General features: G+C 60.2%; 14 protein-coding genes. 10 read left to right on the top strand and 4 right to left on the bottom strand.

Annotated features, from left to right (window positions below; genetic code table 11):
• Positions 1–29 precede the first annotated feature (29 nt).
• Positions 30–1,706 (top strand): peptidylprolyl isomerase, encoded by a 1,677-nt coding sequence (locus HUU46_14330; GenBank protein ID NUM54819.1) that lies wholly within the window; start codon positions 30–32, stop codon positions 1,704–1,706.
• Here HUU46_14330 and HUU46_14325 read toward each other — a convergent pair.
• From HUU46_14325 to rpsD, 3 genes are all read right to left on the bottom strand, one after another.
• Entirely contained in the window at positions 1,703–3,121 is a 1,419-nt protein-coding gene (locus HUU46_14325) for a DUF1501 domain-containing protein (protein NUM54818.1), read from the bottom strand. The two genes, HUU46_14330 and HUU46_14325, sit on opposite strands and share 4 nt — an antisense overlap.
• 108 nt (positions 3,122–3,229) lie before the next feature.
• On the bottom strand, positions 3,230–6,322 hold the full coding sequence (locus HUU46_14320; GenBank protein NUM54817.1) for a DUF1553 domain-containing protein: 3,093 nt from the start codon (positions 6,320–6,322) through the stop codon (positions 3,230–3,232).
• Between the two features lie 138 nt (positions 6,323–6,460).
• A complete protein-coding gene (gene rpsD / locus HUU46_14315) occupies positions 6,461–7,069 on the bottom strand; it encodes a 30S ribosomal protein S4 (GenBank protein ID NUM54816.1) in 609 nt (202 codons plus the stop codon).
• A gap of 221 nt (positions 7,070–7,290) precedes the next feature.
• Here rpsD and aroD point away from each other — a divergent pair, with 221 nt between their 5' ends.
• Positions 7,291–7,995, top strand: a complete 705-nt coding sequence (gene aroD / locus HUU46_14310) for a type I 3-dehydroquinate dehydratase (GenBank protein ID NUM54815.1) — start codon at positions 7,291–7,293, stop codon at positions 7,993–7,995.
• Positions 7,996–8,324: 329 nt separating this feature from the next.
• Here the strand turns inward: aroD and recG are convergent, their stop codons facing one another.
• Positions 8,325–10,367 (bottom strand): ATP-dependent DNA helicase RecG, encoded by a 2,043-nt coding sequence (gene recG / locus HUU46_14305; GenBank protein NUM54814.1) that lies wholly within the window; start codon positions 10,365–10,367, stop codon positions 8,325–8,327.
• Between the two features lie 560 nt (positions 10,368–10,927).
• On the opposite strand from recG, the gene HUU46_14300 reads away from it, so the two are divergent.
• From HUU46_14300 to HUU46_14265, 8 genes are all read left to right on the top strand, one after another.
• Positions 10,928–11,230 carry a hypothetical protein gene (locus tag HUU46_14300; GenBank protein ID NUM54813.1) on the top strand — a complete coding sequence of 101 codons (303 nt, stop codon included), beginning with the start codon at positions 10,928–10,930 and terminating at the stop codon, positions 11,228–11,230.
• Positions 11,231–11,394: 164 nt separating this feature from the next.
• Entirely contained in the window at positions 11,395–12,456 is a 1,062-nt protein-coding gene (locus tag HUU46_14295; GenBank protein ID NUM54812.1) for a hypothetical protein, read from the top strand.
• 673 nt (positions 12,457–13,129) lie between these two features.
• Complete coding sequence (locus tag HUU46_14290) at positions 13,130–14,041, top strand: hypothetical protein (GenBank protein NUM54811.1); 912 nt, start codon at positions 13,130–13,132, stop codon at positions 14,039–14,041.
• Positions 14,038–14,967, top strand: coding sequence for a hypothetical protein (locus tag HUU46_14285; GenBank protein ID NUM54810.1), 930 nt, complete (start codon positions 14,038–14,040; stop codon positions 14,965–14,967). The genes HUU46_14290 and HUU46_14285 overlap by 4 nt, the downstream gene beginning before the upstream one ends.
• Before the next feature lie 73 nt (positions 14,968–15,040).
• Positions 15,041–15,340, top strand: a complete 300-nt coding sequence (locus tag HUU46_14280; protein NUM54809.1) for a HigA family addiction module antidote protein — start codon at positions 15,041–15,043, stop codon at positions 15,338–15,340.
• 78 nt (positions 15,341–15,418) lie between these two features.
• On the top strand, positions 15,419–15,664 hold the full coding sequence (locus HUU46_14275) for a UPF0175 family protein (GenBank protein NUM54808.1): 246 nt from the start codon (positions 15,419–15,421) through the stop codon (positions 15,662–15,664).
• 118 nt (positions 15,665–15,782) lie between these two features.
• Positions 15,783–16,046, top strand: a complete 264-nt coding sequence (locus HUU46_14270; protein ID NUM54807.1) for a UPF0175 family protein — start codon at positions 15,783–15,785, stop codon at positions 16,044–16,046.
• The gene (locus HUU46_14265; protein ID NUM54806.1) at positions 16,027–16,521 is read left to right on the top strand and encodes a DUF3368 domain-containing protein; all 495 of its coding nucleotides are present in this window, start codon (positions 16,027–16,029) and stop codon (positions 16,519–16,521) included. Before HUU46_14270 ends, HUU46_14265 begins: the two co-directional genes overlap by 20 nt.
• Positions 16,522–16,530 lie beyond the last annotated feature (9 nt).

The following is a 16,530-nucleotide window of genomic DNA, read 5'->3' as shown; positions in this document are numbered from 1 at the left end:
AAGGCGTATCGAGGAGGCTGTAGTTCGTCATGAATAGGTTGGCCGTAGTATTGGTTGTTGCGATAGGGCTTGGCGCGGTCGCCGGTGTGTATTGGTTTCGGGCCAACCGCCTGACCGCCGCGGACATAGCGGAAATTGCCGAAGCGCAAAAGCGCGTCGAAGCGATCGACAGCGACACGGCGGCGCAGTCTGACGAACTCGATACGCCGTCAACCGAATCGACACCCACCGAGGCCCCTCCAGTCCGTCCCGCGGCCGAAAGCAACGAGCAACAAGCTGCGCCCGCGGAGCCGGCAGCCGCCGCGAAGGACGCGGACCTTCCACCGGTGATTACGGTGATCCCGAATGAGTCCATGCCAGCGAATACGCCCGAGAAGTTCACCGTGCTCTTCAAGACGACCAAGGGACCCTTCGCCGTCGAGGTCACGCGCGAATGGGCGCCAAACGGCGCGGACCGCCTTTACGAACTCGTCATGAAGAAGTTCTTCACCGACATGCGTGTCTTCCGCGTCGTTGACGGGTTCGTCGTGCAGTTCGGCATCCCCGGCGATCCAAACGAATCGGTCAAGTGGATGGACAGCAACATCCCCGACGATCCCGTGAAGCAGAAGAACGCCGAAGGTACGTTCACATTTGCCGCGGGCGGAATGCCGAACACGCGATCGACGCAGGTGTTCATTAACCTCGGCGACAATTCGGGCCAACTCGACCATCGCGGGTTCGCGCCCGTCGGCAAGGTCGTCTATGGAATGGACGCCGTGAAGTCGTTCAACTCCAAATACGGCGACGCGATAACGAATCTCCAGGACCGCATCATGGGAATGGGCAATGTATTCCTTGACCAACAATTCCCCGGACTGGACACGATCAAGCAGGCCGTCTTCGTGGAAACGATCGAGGACGCGGCGGCGGTGGAAGCGCGTAAACGCGCGGAGCGCCAGGCGGCGGATGACCCGGCCAAGACGCTCGCCTCCGAGACCGCTCCGGATGCGTTCAAGGTAAGGTTCGATTGCTCCATGGGCACTATCGTGGTCGAGTGCAACCGCGCATGGGCGCCCAACGGCGCGGACCGCTTCTATACCCTCGTAAAGAATGGATTCTACAACGACGCAAAATTCTTCCGCGTTGTGCCAAACTTCATCGCGCAGTTCGGTTTGCCCGCCGACCCCAAATTGCACGGCTCGTGGCTCGTGAGCCGAATTCCCGACGATCCGAAAAACATCAGCAATACCGAGGGTACAGTCGTGTTCGCGAAACCGGCGAACGTAACCAATGCGCGCTCGACCCAGATCTTCATCAATTTGAAAGATAATTCGGCGGAACTCGATGGGCAGTCCTTTACGCCGTTCGGCAGGGTTGTCGAGGGAATGGACGTCGTCAAGAAGATCAATTCCTCCTACGGCGAAACCCCCGAGCAGAGGCGCGTTCGCAGAGAAGGCAACGAGTATCTGAACGCGAACTTCCCCGACCTTGACGGCATCAAAACTGCCGTCATCGTCGAGGAATCGCCTAAGGAAGAACCGCCGGCGGCGGACACCTCGCCCTCGCCATCCGAGACGGCGCCCGCGTCGTCAGACGCCGCGCCCACCGCTGCGGAAACTGCGCCGCCGCCGGCCGAAGCAGCGCAACAGCCGGCGCAGGAGACACAGCCCGCGACGTCACAGGAAATCGCGCAACCGCCCGCCGACGCCGCGCCCGCGCCCTAGGCGATAATCTCGCGCGCGATGCGCGCGGGCTCGACGCCGGTCAGCCGCGCATCGAGCCCTTGGAACCGGTACGTAAACTTTTCGTGATCGAACCCGAGTTGGTGCAGCAACGTTGCGTGCAGGTCGCGCACGTGCATCCTGTCTTTCGCAACGTTGAATCCCATGTCGTCGCTCTCCCCGTAGACCGTTCCGGGTTTGAATCCGCCGCCGGCGAACCACATCGAAAACGCGTTCGGATGGTGGTCGCGCCCGTCGTCGCCGTCGCCCTGCACCATCGGCGTGCGGCCGAATTCGCCGCCCCAGATCACGATCGTCTCATCGAGTAACCCGCGCGCCTTCAAGTCTTTCACCAGCGCCGCGCACGCCTGGTCCGTGTCCTTGCAGTTCTTCTTGAGGTCGTTGCGCAGATTACCGTGCTGGTCCCATGCCTCGTGGAAGAGTTGCACGAAGCGCACCCCGCGCTCGATCAGCCGCCGTGCAAGCACACAGTTCTTCGCGAACGACGGTTCGTCCGGTTTCGCGCCATACATTTCGAGGATGTGCGCCGGTTCGTTCGAGATGTCCATCAGGTCCGGCGCGCTCGCCTGCATGCGAAACGCAAGTTCGAACGAATTAATGCGCGTCGCAATCTCGGGATCGCCGATCGTTTCGAGTTGTTTCCTGTTCAATTCGCTCACGACATCGAGCGTGTCGCGCTGCGCCGCGTCGTCGATGCCCGGCGGATTCGATAAATACAGCACCGGATCGCCTGTCGTGCGGAACAGCACCCCGTCGTGGACCGTCGGCAGGAAGCCGCTGCTCCACACGGCCGATCCGCCGCTGGGGCCCTTCGATCCCGAGCTGAACACGATGAACGCCGGCAAGTCTTTGTTTTCGCTGCCGAGCCCGTAACTCACCCACGAACCCATGCTGGGCCGCCCGAACTGCTGCGATCCCGTGCTCATCAGCACTTGGCCGGGCGCGTGATTGAACGCGTCCGTCGTCATGCTCTTCACGATCGTGATGTCGTCCACAATGCCGGCAAGGTGCGGCAGCAGTTCCGACACCCATGCGCCGCTCTGACCGTGCTGCGCGAAATTGAAGCGCGGTCCCAGCAGCCGCGAATTCGGATCGATGAACGCGGCGCGGTAGTTCTTCAACAATTCCGCGGGCGGCAGTGTGCCGTCAAATTTCGCGAGCTCGGGTTTGTAGTCGAGCAGTTCGAGGTGGCTCGGCGCGCCCGCCATGAACAGGTAGATGACGTGCTTCGCACGGGCCGGGAAATGCGGCGCCTGAATCGTCTGCGCCGCGGAAGCAGCGCCGCCGAGCAGTTGTCCCAACGCCGCCGCGCCGAGGCCCACGCCACACTGTTGCAGGAACCAACGCCGCGCGATCGTCGGGCCGTGTTGTCCCACGTATTGATTGTGGTTGCACATCGGCATAGCTAAGTGTCCTTTCGGCCTACTGCCGCGTAATCGCTTCTAACTCGTTACCAACTTTCCAGTTGGTAACGCAATCTTGAGAAGCTCCGCTTCGTATTTACTTCACTGCCGCGTAATCGCTTCGTCCAAATTCAGAATCACGCGCGCGGCAAGCGTCCACGCCGCGAGTTCCGCGTCGACGTCCCTGTTTGCATCGTCCGCAGCGAGAATCGCGCCCGGCGACAACTCGCCCGCGGCGATGCGCGCCTGCTGCTTGCTCAGAAACGTTTCGATCGCCGCGGCTTCGTCCGCGCCCGGCTCCCGCGAGACGCACCGTTGGAACGCATACGCGATACGCGATTGTGTCGTTGTACCGCCGTGCGCCAAGGTCTCGGTCGCCAATCCCCGCGCACACGCGACGTACAGTGGTTCGTTCAGCGTCGTCAACGCCTGTAACGGCGTATTGCTGCGCACGCGCCGCGTGCACGGCGCGTCGCCCACGGGCGTGTCGAACACCTGCAACGCGGGATACGGCACGCTCCGGAACCGGAACGTATACAGCGCGCGGCGGTATTGCCCCTCGCCCGTATCGATGTTCCAGGTCTTCGGCCCATAACTCGCCGGCGGTTGAAATAGATACTCCGGCGCGGGCGGATACACGCTGGGCCCGCCAACCCTCGGGTTCAACAGGCCGCTCGCGGTAAGCGCGGCATCGCGCACCGTCTCGCCTTCGAGCCGGTACCGCGCCCCGCGCGCCAGCAACTTGTTGTACGGGTCGCGCTCGTAGCCGCCGGGCGTGACCTTCGACGATTGCTTATACGTTGCGGACGAAACGATCAAACGATGCAGCCGCTTCACGTCCCATCCCGATTCCATAAACTCGACCGCCAGCCAATCCAACAATTCGGGATGCGTCGGCATGTCTCCCTGCGTCCCGAGATCGGAACTCGTCGCGACGATGCCCTGACCGAAATACTGCTGCCATACGCGGTTCACGAACGATCGCGCCGCGGTCGGCGAATCGCGCGCCACGAGCCACTTCGCAAAATCCAGCCGGTCCGGTTTCCCCTCCACGTGCAACGCATTCAGAAACGCCGGCACGCCCGGTTCGACGGCTTCCGCGGGTTTCAGGAAGTCGCCGCGTTCGAGCCGGTGCGTTGCGCGCGGCGTTTCGCGCTCCCCGAACACCAACTGCGTCGTTCCGCCCGGCGCGGACCGCAGCAGCGACTGAATGCGCACGTTCGCGTCCGCAAGTTCCGGCGCTGTCGCGCGCCACTGCGCGAACAACACCCGTTCCTGCTGCCCGCTGCGATGGTTCGCCGCCAACGCGGCCTCGACCCGCGCAGGCAGAATCTGGTTCGGAAGCGCGTCACTGTCGGTTACCGAAAAGCGGAACCGGCCAAGATTGTTGTTCTGGTTGTCGTCGCTGTTCCATCCGCCGTGCTGTTGGGCCGGTCGAAACGCGATCGCGTGGCCGGGCGGCACCTCGAGCGGTTTCGCGAGCGTAAAGATCGCGTAGTGCGGTTCGTTGCGGTGGAACGGATCGATGTCCGTGGTCCACGCGGTCTCTGCCTTGCCGTCAATCGCGAGTTCGATAGGGCCGGTAATGCGGTTTTCTTTGTCGCGTTTCGGAAATTCCGTGCCGAGCATTCGTTGGGGCGGGTTCACGTCCGCGATTGCCGAACCAATATCGACCTTCGTCCACTTGTCCCAATCGGCGATGGGAGTCCCTTCCGGCGCAATGCGCACTTCCATCTCGGACAGCGCGGCCGCACCATAGATCGACCGGCCCGGACCGCCGCGCGGCAGGTTGGGATCGGGCAACAACTCGAGCCGCACCGCGGTGATCCGCGACAGCGTCGTCTTGCCGAACATCTTGGGCTGGAACTGCGTCGGCGCGTAGCCCTGCGCGAGGTACGAACGGTCGCCCTGCTCGATGCACTTCTGCCCGCCCGCCGTTGTGTCGTCGAACTCGAGCGCGATGGGTTCCCACGCGGGCTGCGGCAGCGCCTTCACCTGCGCTTCCCACGCGGCCATGCGCTCACGCCAATCGGGGAGCGTGGCCTTCGCGCTGTCCTCGATGTCACGCACCTGCGCGAGAATCGATTCGCGCTCCTGCCGTTCCCCGGGCGACAGCACGGTCACGCACGCCTCGTGCTCGTTGTTCAGGAACGACATCATCCGGTAATACTCGGTCTGTGTCAGCGGATCGTACTTGTGCGAGTGGCATTGTCCGCATTGCACCGTTATTCCGAGCACCGCGCGCCCGATGATGTCCATCCGGTTGAACTGCGCTTCCATGCGGAACTGCTCGGGATCGATGCCGCCTTCCTCGTTGATCATGCTATTTCGCAGGAACCCCGTCGCGACGGTCTGGTCCTGCGTTGCATTCGGCAGCATGTCGCCGGCGATTTGCTCGATCACGAATTCGTCGTACGGCTTATTCTCGTTGAACGCATTGATCACCCAGTCGCGCCACGCCCACACGAACCGAGGCTTGTCCTTCTCGAAACCGTCGGAGTCGGCGTACTGCGCCGCGTCCATCCAATGGCGCGCCCACTTCTCGCCGTAATGCGGCGAGGCCAGCAGCTTTTCGACAAGATTGCCGTACCAGTTCTCGCCCGCGTCGGCCCGCGCCTGCGCAAGTTCGTCGAGCGTGGGAGGGAGGCCCGTGATGTCGAGGTACAGTCGGCGCACCAACGTCTCGCGGTCCGCAGCCGACGAAGGACGCATTCGCTCCTTTTCAAGCCGGGCGAGGATGAAGTTGTCGATCGGATTCGACGGCCACTCCAGATCGTTCGTCGCGGGGACGGTCGGACGAACCGGCGGCACGAACGCCCAATGCGCCGACCACTTCGCGCCGTCCGCGATCCATTGGCGAATCAGCGCAATGTGCTCGTCCGGAAGCGCCTCGCCGTGCTTGGACGGCGGCATGCGTTCTTCGGGATCGGCGCTCGTGATTCGGCGGATGACCCCGCTCTCGTCCGGTTTTCCGGGAACGATCGCCGCGCCGTTGTCCCGGGCCGCAATCGCTTCGTCCCGCACGTCCAACCGCAACTTCGCCTTACGCGCCGACTCATCCGGTCCATGGCATTGGAAGCACGCGCGGCTGAGGATGGGTTGGATATGCCGTTCGTACGACACCGGCTCGGCTGCCGCCATCGCGCCGGCGAATGCCACGGAGATTCCAAGTGCCGCAAATGATCCGGTTCGCATTGTGTGCCAAGACCTCGCAGGGCCGCATCGAACAGCCTGCCCACTAATCTAGAGATTGCGACCCGCGCGCGCAACCCCGTGGAAGCAGAATCGGCGGGCCGTTTCCGGCCCGCCGATGGAAGAGAACCAGCGCTTCAGTTAGCGCGAGTAGAAGCCGATTACGCCCGCTGTGTCCGCCTTGAACGGGATCGTCTCCGCGTTCGGCGTCGCGGTCATTTTGCCTTCGAAGGAGTTGGCGGCGCGCTCGAGGTATTCCGGCATGACTGTGGGCGGGTTCTCGACGCACGCGACGATTCCGGGAATCTTCCGGCTCGTATCGCGGACGGAAACCGCCATGCCCGACTTCACCTGAAACGACGGCTTGTCCACCTTCTTGCCGTCCACGCGGATGTGGCCGTGAACGACCAACTGGCGCGCGGCGGGAATCGTGTTCGCAAAGCCGAGCCGGTACACGATGCAGTCCAACCGCGACTCGAGCAGCATCAGCAGGTTTGTGCCGGTGACGCCGCCCATGCGCTGCGCGCGCTCGAAGGTGCGGCGCATCTGCCGTTCGAGCAGGCCGTAGTGCATCCGGATTTTCTGCTTGTCCAGGAGCTGCTGCCCGTATACGGACGATTTCTTGCGCATGCTCTGGCCGTGCTGACCGGGCGCAAAAGGCCGGCGCAACGACGGGCACTTCGGGCTGCCCCAGATGCACGAGCCCAGCCGGCGGCATAGTTTGTGTCTCGGACCACTGTACTTGGCCATAACCCTTTATAAATCCTTTGTTTGGGCAGTGTTCGCCCTATGCAATACTCACGTGTTTCGGCCCCTGCGGAAGCAAGAGTTCAACCCAACCCGGGGGCCGCCAAGTCCAATACCTTAGCCTATTTCCAACTCCCAAGTCAAACGCCGCGGCCATCGAAATTTGCGCCACAGCGTTGCAGCTACACTATCATGCGCTCTTGCGCATAGCCATGAGTACAACCATGATTCACATCGGCCAAATCGCACTCGACGGTTCTCCGCGGATTGCCGTGCCTTTTCGCGACGGCAACGACCCGGCGTCCATCGCACGCGCCGTCGAACTGGGCATGCACATCGCCGAACTGCGGATAGACCAATTCGCGAATCGCGGCGCGGACCACGTGCTGGACGAGATTGCGAAGTTCAAAGGCATTCCCGTTCTCGCGACGATCCGTTCCGCCGCCGAGGGCGGCAACTGGGCCGACAACGACGAGATACGCTTCGATCTATACAAACGAATACTCCCGCACGTGGATGCGGTTGACATCGAGCTCTCCTCCAAGGCCATCGTTTCAGACGTTGTTTCTGCCGCGCATGCGCACGGCAAGCCCGTCGTCCTGTCGTTCCACGACTTCGCGAAGACCCCGCCGCTCGATGCGCTGAACGCCATCGCGCGTGATGCGCGCGACGCCGGCGCGGACATCGCGAAGGTCGCGGCCATGTGCCATTCGCAAGACGACGTGCGCGCGCTGACGCGCTTCACGCTCGATAACGCGGAAGAAGGCGTGGTCGTCGTCGGCATGGGACCCATCGGAGTTGCGACGCGCGTGTTGTTTCCCGCGCTCGGATCGTTGTTTACGTTCGCCGCGTACGGCGAGGGTACCGCGCCCGGGCAGTTGCAGCTCGAGCAGATGGCAGAAATCTTCGCCGAGATCTATCCGAACTAACGCGCCCGTCGTTTGCTCACCTCGTTTCGTGCTCGTGCTCGTGCTCGTGCTCGTGCTCGTAATCGTGAACTCGATTCGTCGGCATTCCGCAGACAAGAAATCAAAGCGGAGCTTTTCAAGAGTGCGTTCCCAACTGGAAAGTTGGGAACGAGAATAAAAAATCCGGGAACGAGAAGATCGATTACGAGCACGAGCACGAGCACGAGCACGAGCGTGAGCATGAGCATGGGCACGATTACGAGCACGATTACGAGCACGAGCACGAGCACGACGAATACGATAATGCCGCGTGCTTATCGCGGGGTCTGCGTTTTGATTCCTCGCTGTCGTCATGCATTCACCTCCTCAAAGCGCGCTGCCGCTTTCGCCAACGCTGCGTGGTCCGGCATTCGCAACCCAGGGTCTACCTTCAGCAAATCCTCCGCATCGCGCCGCGCGGCATCGAGCAATCGCGCGTCGCGCACAAGATCGGCAACGCGGAGATCGCCGATGCCGGATTGCCGCACGCCCTGAAACTCGCCCGGTCCGCGCAGTTCGAGATCGGCTTCCGCGATCTCGAACCCGTTCGTCGTGGCGCACATGATCTCGACGCGTTTGCGCCCGTCGTCCGTTTTGGGCTTGCCCAGCAGAAAACAATGCGATATTTCGCTGCTGCGCCCGACGCGCCCGCGTAGTTGGTGCAATTGTGTCAAGCCGAATTGTGATGCATCTTCAATAATCATGGTTGTCGCGTTGGGACAGTCGATACCGACCTCGATCACGCTGGTGCTGACCAGCACGTCGAGTTCGCCGCGTTTGAACGCGTGCATGACGGCGTCCTTTTCGCGCGGCGCGAGCCGCCCGTGCATCAACGCGACGCGCAAGCCTGTCAGCGGTCCGTCCACCAGTTCGTCGAAATGTTTCGTCACGGCTTTCGCGTCGCGCGCACTCGATTCCTCGACCAGCGGGCAAACGATGTACGTCTGCAATCCCTTCGCCGCCTGTTTGCGCACGTAGTCGTACATGTCCGCAACTTTTGCAGGCGGAACACGGCGCGTCTTCACCGGCGTGCGGCCCGGCGGTAGTTCGTCTATTACGCTGATGTCCATGCCGCCGTAGACGGTAATGGCCAGTGTGCGCGGGATAGGCGTTGCGGTCATCTGCAAAATGTCCGGTTCGAGACCTTTTTCCGCGAGCGTGCTGCGCTGCATTACGCCGAAGCGATGCTGTTCGTCGATGATGGCCAGGCCCAATTTGTGAAATTGCGTGCTGCCCTGGATCAGTGCGTGCGTCCCGGCGACAACCTGCGCGCTGCCGTCCGCGATGCGGTCGCGCACGCCGCGCGCGTTCTCCGTCGAACCCGTCAGCACGGCGATTTCTATGCCGAGCGGCGCGAGGTAATCGCGCAGTGTGATCGCGTGTTGTTCCGCGAGGATTTCCGTCGGCGCCATGACGGCGGTTTGGTATCCGCCGTCCGCCGCGGCTGCGATGGCGTGCAGCGCCACGATTGTCTTGCCGCACCCGACGTCGCCCTGGAGCAATCGCACCATCGGACGCGCGGACGCCATGTCGCTTAGGATATCGTCGATCGATCGTAGTTGGGGTTTTGTCAGTGCGAACGGCAAGTTCTTGCGCAATGCGGCCAGGTGCGGGCCGTCAATGGTATGGATGTTTTTCTTGTGTTCGTGATAGCGGCGCGCGCGCGCGGAGAGCACGCCGAGCTGTATGCCGAGCAGTTCCTCGAACGCGAACCGGTTCCGCGCCGTTCGCGCGGCGTCGAGCTCATCGGGAAAATGAACAACGCGCATTGCGTCATTGGCGAGCGGGAATGTATGGCGTTCACGAATTGCCGCCGGCAAGGTTTCCGGCAGCGGCTCCGTCAACGCATCAAGCGCTGTCCGCACCAGCCGCCGCAGCATCCGCTGCGTCACGCCTTCGGTCAATCGGTACACCGGCACAATTCGGCCCGTGTTCAGGAGATCGTCCTCATCGCCGGTCAACAGTTCGTAGTCCGGGTTCCGAAGCGCCGGGCCGTTCCACTTTCCAACGCTGCCGGTAAAGAATCCGCGGGCGCCCGGCTTGAACACTCTCGCGAGATACTCCTGCCCGAACCAAACCGCGCGCAACGTGCCGGTCTCGTCCTTCAGCGTCGCCTCCGCCAACGACAACCGCCGCCGCAATCGCACCACCTTCGACTTCACCACCTCCGCGAGGATTGTGACCGAGTCGCCTTCGCGCACGTCACTAACGGGCGTGATGTTGCGCCGATCCTCGTATGCCCGTGGAAAATGAAATAACAAGTCGCGCACGCTCCCGATGCCGAGCTGCGCCAACGCCTCCGCGCGCTTCTCGCCCACGCCGGTAAGCGACAGAATAGGATCGTCAAGTTTCATGGTTTGTCTTATTCACGCGATACCCGAATACGAACCGAAACCGCCCATACTATCGACAACCCCGCGGCGTCTGCACTTCAAGCGGCGCGCGGTGTTGCGCTCTCATTACATAGTCCATCGTGTTGCACTGCGACGAGGTACCCACGGAGGCTATTTGTCCGCAGATGGCGCAGATGGACGCAGACAGAAGATTTCGGTGTGGGTTGCGCGGGTGGAGAGCGGGGGCGAGATCCGGGAACGAGGGTGGTTCGGTTGACGAAATATGAAATTACTCGCGGAATTAGAAGTATTCATATTAACTCGTTACCAAATTTCCATTTGGTAACGCGCTCTTGAAAAGCTCTGCTTTGACCTAACTCGTTACCAAGTTTCCAGCTTCTAACGCGCCCAACGATGGCTCGGCTTCGAACGCCGTTTGAAAAGCTCCGAATAGCTTGCCTACGCACTCGTGCGCTGAATTCGTTGCGCCGACGAGCTACTTATCAGGAAGGTGACATTCGCAAACCATCCGCGATGACATCACGCTCGATAAGCAAATCGAGTACCTCGACATCGCCGCCGTGACGAGCTACGTCGATGCACCCGAACTTTGGCGCTACTGCCCGGCGCGATATGAATCGGTCTGCGATGGAAAACGATCCGCTGCCGGCCTGACGAAGGAAGAACAAAGCAGAGCTTTTCAAGAGTGCATTACCAACTGGAAAGTTGGTAACGAGTTAACCAACGAAGAACAAAGCAGAGCTTTTCAAGAGTGCATTACCAACTGGAAAGTTGGTAACGAGTTAGGCAACGAAGAACAAAGCAGAGCTTTTCAAGAGTGCGTTACCAACTGGAAAGTTGGTAACGAGTTAAGAGTGCGTTAACGAAGAACAAAGCAGAGCTTTTCAAGAGTGCGTTACCGACTGGGAAGTTGGTAACGAGTTAACCATGTCTCAGGTTGGACATTAACGAGTTAACGAGTTCGTTGGCGGGAAGATAAGTGCTTTGGGAGTGCAACGCCGTGGGCTATGTGGCGGAGGGTATAGGCGTGAGCATGGACAGGATGGACGGTATGGACGCGATGGACCAGAAGGAGCCGGAGGTGCGGCGGACGGCATTGGGGTCGCCGTGTTCGCCGGTTTGGGATGAGGGGCATGTGGCGTTGGTGGAGGCCACCGAAGTGCGCCTGGGCAAACGCATTTGCGGGGCGCGGACGTTTTCGGGAAACCCGTGTACGCTCGAGCCGAACCATGCCAATGGCCGATGCAAGTTTCATGGCGGGTTCGATTTGACCGGGGCGCAGCCGGGAAACCGAAACGCGGTGGTGCACGGGTTGTATTCTCGCGCGATTCAGACGTGTGGGGAGCATTGTCCGTTGTGGAAGTCGTGCCCGTGTGCGGGGCCGGACGTGGCGAAGCTGGACCCGAAGGAGCGGCCGCGGTGTCCGTACGAGGTGGCGGCGTTCAACACGGCCGAGACGGACGTGCGGGCGCAACTGGCGGCGAAGCGCGCGCAGGCGTTGCCGGCCGGCGAGGAGGCGCAGCCGCTGGACCAGCACGTTGCCGCGGAGATTGCGATGGTACGCGTGGTGTTCATGCGGGCGGCCGCGGCGTTGGCGGCGGGGCCGGTCGTGGACGCGACCATCGTGACGGGGGAGAAGCGTGGGATGACAACGACGAAGCCGAGCGCGTATCTGCAGGCGTTTTTGCGGGTGTCGAGCGAGCACCGGCGGTATGTGCAGTTGTACCGGTTGACGGAGTGCGCATCGGCGCCGGACGCGGTGTTGCAGGAGCAGGACCGGCGCGCGCGGTTGGACACGTCGCTGTTGGCGGAGGACCTTGCGGGGTTGGAGCGCGAGGCGCCGGTGGTCGAGGGGCGCGCGTGGATGTACGTGCGCGCCGCGAACAAGCACGCGCGCGCGGGGCACCACGACGACGCGAAGAATGCGTTTAACCGCGCGGCGTTTTTGTCGCCGCGGGTGGCCGAGCGCGCGCGGGACGCGACGTCGCAAGATTACATGTCGCTGCTGGATCGGATACTGCCGCCGAGGAACCGTGCCGCGATGTCGGCCGAGATAGTTGGGGTGCCGTCGCGGGCGGATGATTCGTGACACGGGAAGATAGAAGAATCGATTACGATTACGATTACGAAGCACAAGCACGAAGCACGAGCACGAGCACGGGGATGAGCGGGATCGCGGGTGGATAGTTCGTGAGGGTGGAGTGAGGCGCAGAGAGTTCAAAGCGGAGCTTTTCAAGAGCGCGTTAACGCGGGACTGCGAGCGGGTAACTCCGCATCTTTTCGTGCTCGTGCGCGTGCTCGTCATCGTAATCGTAGCGCGAGAACTCGAACTACAAACCACGATTACGACGATGAGCACGAGCACGAGCACGAGGGAAGAGTGGCGCGCGGGAAGATCGAAGCGGATCTTTTCACGAGTGCGTTAACCGATTGGCGGCTGGTAGTCGTGCGAAGAAAAGCGCCGCTATCGGGGCGCACTCCAAGGCGCTACGCGCGGGCTTTCGATGTCGGCTTATTGTGTGGCCGTGACAGTGGCGTCGCAGAGGTGCGGGCGGATGATTGGTGACGGGGGCGGATGGAGGAATCGACTGCGAGTACGATCACGAGCACGAAGCACGAGCACGAGCGGGATCGCGGGTGGATAGATCGTGAGGGTGGAGTGAGGCGCAGAGAGTCCAAAGCGGAGCTTTTCAAGAGCGCGTTACGAAATGGAAATTTCGTAACGAGTGGGAAAGATTGCGGTTCCCAGTTCGTAGTTCCGCGTGTACGCGGTCCGTGGCGCGCTGAGAATTGCGGCACTTCCGAATGCTTTGCTGGTACAATATCGTTGGAACGAGACTTCGGTGGAAGGAACTCCCCCCGAGGAGGGTAGTACATTGCGCGCAGTCACGGCGCAACGGTTCGCGCGATGGCTGTTTGCACTGGCCGTGACGCTCCTTGTCGTCATTGCGGCTCCGTTCGCAATCCGCGCAATGCTTCGCGCGCGCGCAAATGCCGAGTGCGAACATACACTCCGGCAAATCCATGCCGCACTGAAAAACTACATGCAACACGACTACGATGGCCGGTATCCACCCTTGTCTCGGGATCCGGGGCGATTGATGTTTGAACCGAACCTTATTCTAACAGCCACTCTCAAAATTGAAAGCGATTCTCGGCTCGACGACACCCAATACTGGTATCTCGGCTGGATGATTCCGAACGAACGCAGCGGCTTGGAGTGGATCGAACAGTATCGTGCGCACGCACCGAATGTAGACGCGATACCGGAGCAAAAAGGCGTCTGGCCGGATGTTGAAGATGACCTCGCGGCTCGACAACGGGAATTAGAGGTAGCGTGGCTTAAGACCCATCCCGATGGCAAACCTCGCCCGAATGTCAAAGACTCCTGGCCTGTTGCCCACCCCTTCTGGGAAGAACGTCGCTTCTACTGTCCGGTCCGCGATGGAATGGAACGCTTTCTAATAACTGAAATTGGAAATCCCGACCCTTCTTCACATTTGCTGTCGTTATTGCCGATCGTAATAGAACGCCCCGAACGCCACCGCGATGGCGGGCATGTGCTGTATATGGATGGCCACGTCGAGTTCGTGCCCTACCCCGGCAAGTTCCCAATGACACCCGCCTTCATCGAAGGCCTGCGCTCATTGGATGCGTTGGAGAGACAACCATGATGAAGAATTCATTTGCCGGTGTGGTCTTGGTTCTTTGCGGAATCTCGCTGGCATCGGTTGCTGTAGCGGATGAAGAACAAATCAGCTTCGTGCCGGAAGTGGAACTTGAGGGCGGGTATGCGGAGATACTGTATCTTGGACAAATCCAAGGCGCGATTCTGCCCAAAGACGACGCAGACACGCGTGAACTCATGCGTTGGTTGCCGGAAAATTTCCTTGAAACGGCGCGACGGTTTATAAGACTACAGTACCTTCCGGACCTTCAATACGTCGAACAAAACCTCATACTGTCGCGAGTTCCAGGTTCGGATCTTCCCAATTATTCCGGCCAAGATTGTGCGTACTTATCTTTCACAGCCGACGGGCGGAATTTGCTCCTGGCCACAACATATGGCGGACGCCCGCTTATCGGTATATCTTTCAATCTTACACAAGCCGAGCGCCAGCCATTCGAATCCAACGCGGTACAAGCAGTGGTTAAGCGCCTTCTCGATAAATACCTCATCGATGACCCCAGCGCGCCATTCACTCCGAAGGCGTCCAAAAAAATGAAGCGTGGCATTGTGTTGCTCAATGCGTTTGACGGGAAAGTGGGTGGCCCTGGACCGATCAATTATCGACAAACCATGCTTGCTATGTTTTCCGACGCCGGGCTCAGCATGACCTTCTGGAGCGACCGGTTCACAGAGGCTGGATACATCGACGTTCCACCGAAATGGGACCCTCCGCCTGACAAGTACTTTGATCACTTCTTAAAACCACGAGAAGAGGCCGACGAGTCTGTCCAACCCGACCCGCTTGGGGTGCCCGATGCGACGGGGCGTTATCCAAATCCCCACCCGCAGCCTCCACCGAACACGAGGGTCGATAGCAGAATAGATCCGCGAATGGCGCCAAAGAAGTCGAAAGGTAGCCCGAACACGTAAATGGTACGGTAGGGCAAGTAATGGTATTTTCGATTACCATTGAGGTGGCAATTTAGTGAAGAAAGCGCGTCCAATTCCACCAATACATCCTGGAGAAATCCTCCAGGCGGAATTTCTCGAACCATTGGCGGTGAGCCAATATCGCCTGGCGCGCGATATGAATGTGTCGCCACGCCGAATTAACGAGATTGTCCATGGAAAGCGCGCCATCACTGCGGACACCGCGCTTCGGCTAGCGCGCTATTTCGGTACGACCGATCGGTTCTGGCTGAATCTGCAAGTTCATTATGATCTCGAATCGCAGCGTAGAAAGCTTGGCGCGAGGCTAAACCGAGAAGTGGTGGTGCGTGGGACTGCTGCGTCGTCCCGTTGACGGTCTCACACGGTCCTTCACTTGGTGCGGATTGGCATTTCACGGCAATCCGCTATAATGGTGTAGAGGTACTTAGCAATGACTATCACGATTCCAGATATTGCCGCGGAAGCGCTTCACGTCGCCCCCGATGCGGTAACCGACGAAGTGCGAATGGTCCTGGCCGTTAAGCTCTTTGAAATGGGCCGCATGTCATCAGGGCTTGCCACCGAGCTCGCCGGTGTGCCAAAGCCGGTCTTTTTGCAGCGGCTGGGCGAGTACGGTGTGAGCGTGTTCGACATCACTGAGGAAGAGTTGAAGGCGGAGGCGAAGGCATTTGAGTGACGCTCTTTGTGACACGGCAGTCATTCGTTACCTTCATTAAATTCGCCTTATCTAATTCTCGTTTATACTTGGGTTGTATGAGTCGTACTGAAGTTTATGTCAGCGGAGTTTCATCACAATGAGCACTGTCACTCTATCCATACCAGATGAGACAGCCGAGGCGCTTCGCGTCGCGCCAGAGGCCGTTGGTGACGAATTGCGCATTCTCGCAGCCATGAAGCTATTCGAAATGGGTCGATTGTCCTCCGGCAAAGCTGCTGCTTTGGCGGGCATCCCGCGCACGGTGTTCTTAATGAAGCTGGGCGAGTACGGCGTAGACGCGTTCGATTTATCGCTCGAAGATCTCGAAAAAGAGGCCCGGCTTGGCCCATCTGATTTGTGATACCTCGCCGATCCAGTATCTGCATCTCGCTGGTCTGCTGAATCTTTTGCCGGAATTGGCCGCGCGCGTTTCGATTCCAAGATCTGTCGCGCGCGAGCTTGATATTGGGCGGACATTAGGCGTCAATTTGCCAGACATGTCGCGGATGCCTTGGTTGACTGTCAGCGAACCGCAGCACAGGCACCAAGAACTTTGTGATTCCGATCTCGGACCTGGAGAGTTAGACGTTCTTTCACTCGCGCTTGAGCGATCGAATTCGATTGCAGTCCTTGATGACAAGGCAGCGCGTAAAATGGCGGAGTCGCTTCAGCTCCCATTTATGGGTACCCTCGGTGTTCTTCGAGAAGCCAAAGCGCAAGGGCGATTAGTGACCGTCCGGCCAATTATGGATAAGCTTCGATCGGTTGGGTTCTATCTATCGGATAAGACGTATTCTTCGATACTGACGGCAACGGGCGAAATAGATCCCAGTTAATAGCGCAAA

Source organism: Candidatus Hydrogenedentota bacterium (genome assembly GCA_013359265.1).
GTDB lineage: Bacteria > Hydrogenedentota > Hydrogenedentia > Hydrogenedentales > SLHB01 > JABWCD01.
The sequence above is the reverse complement of the archived record's forward strand: the minus strand, read 5'-3'. Positions and strand labels throughout refer to the sequence as shown.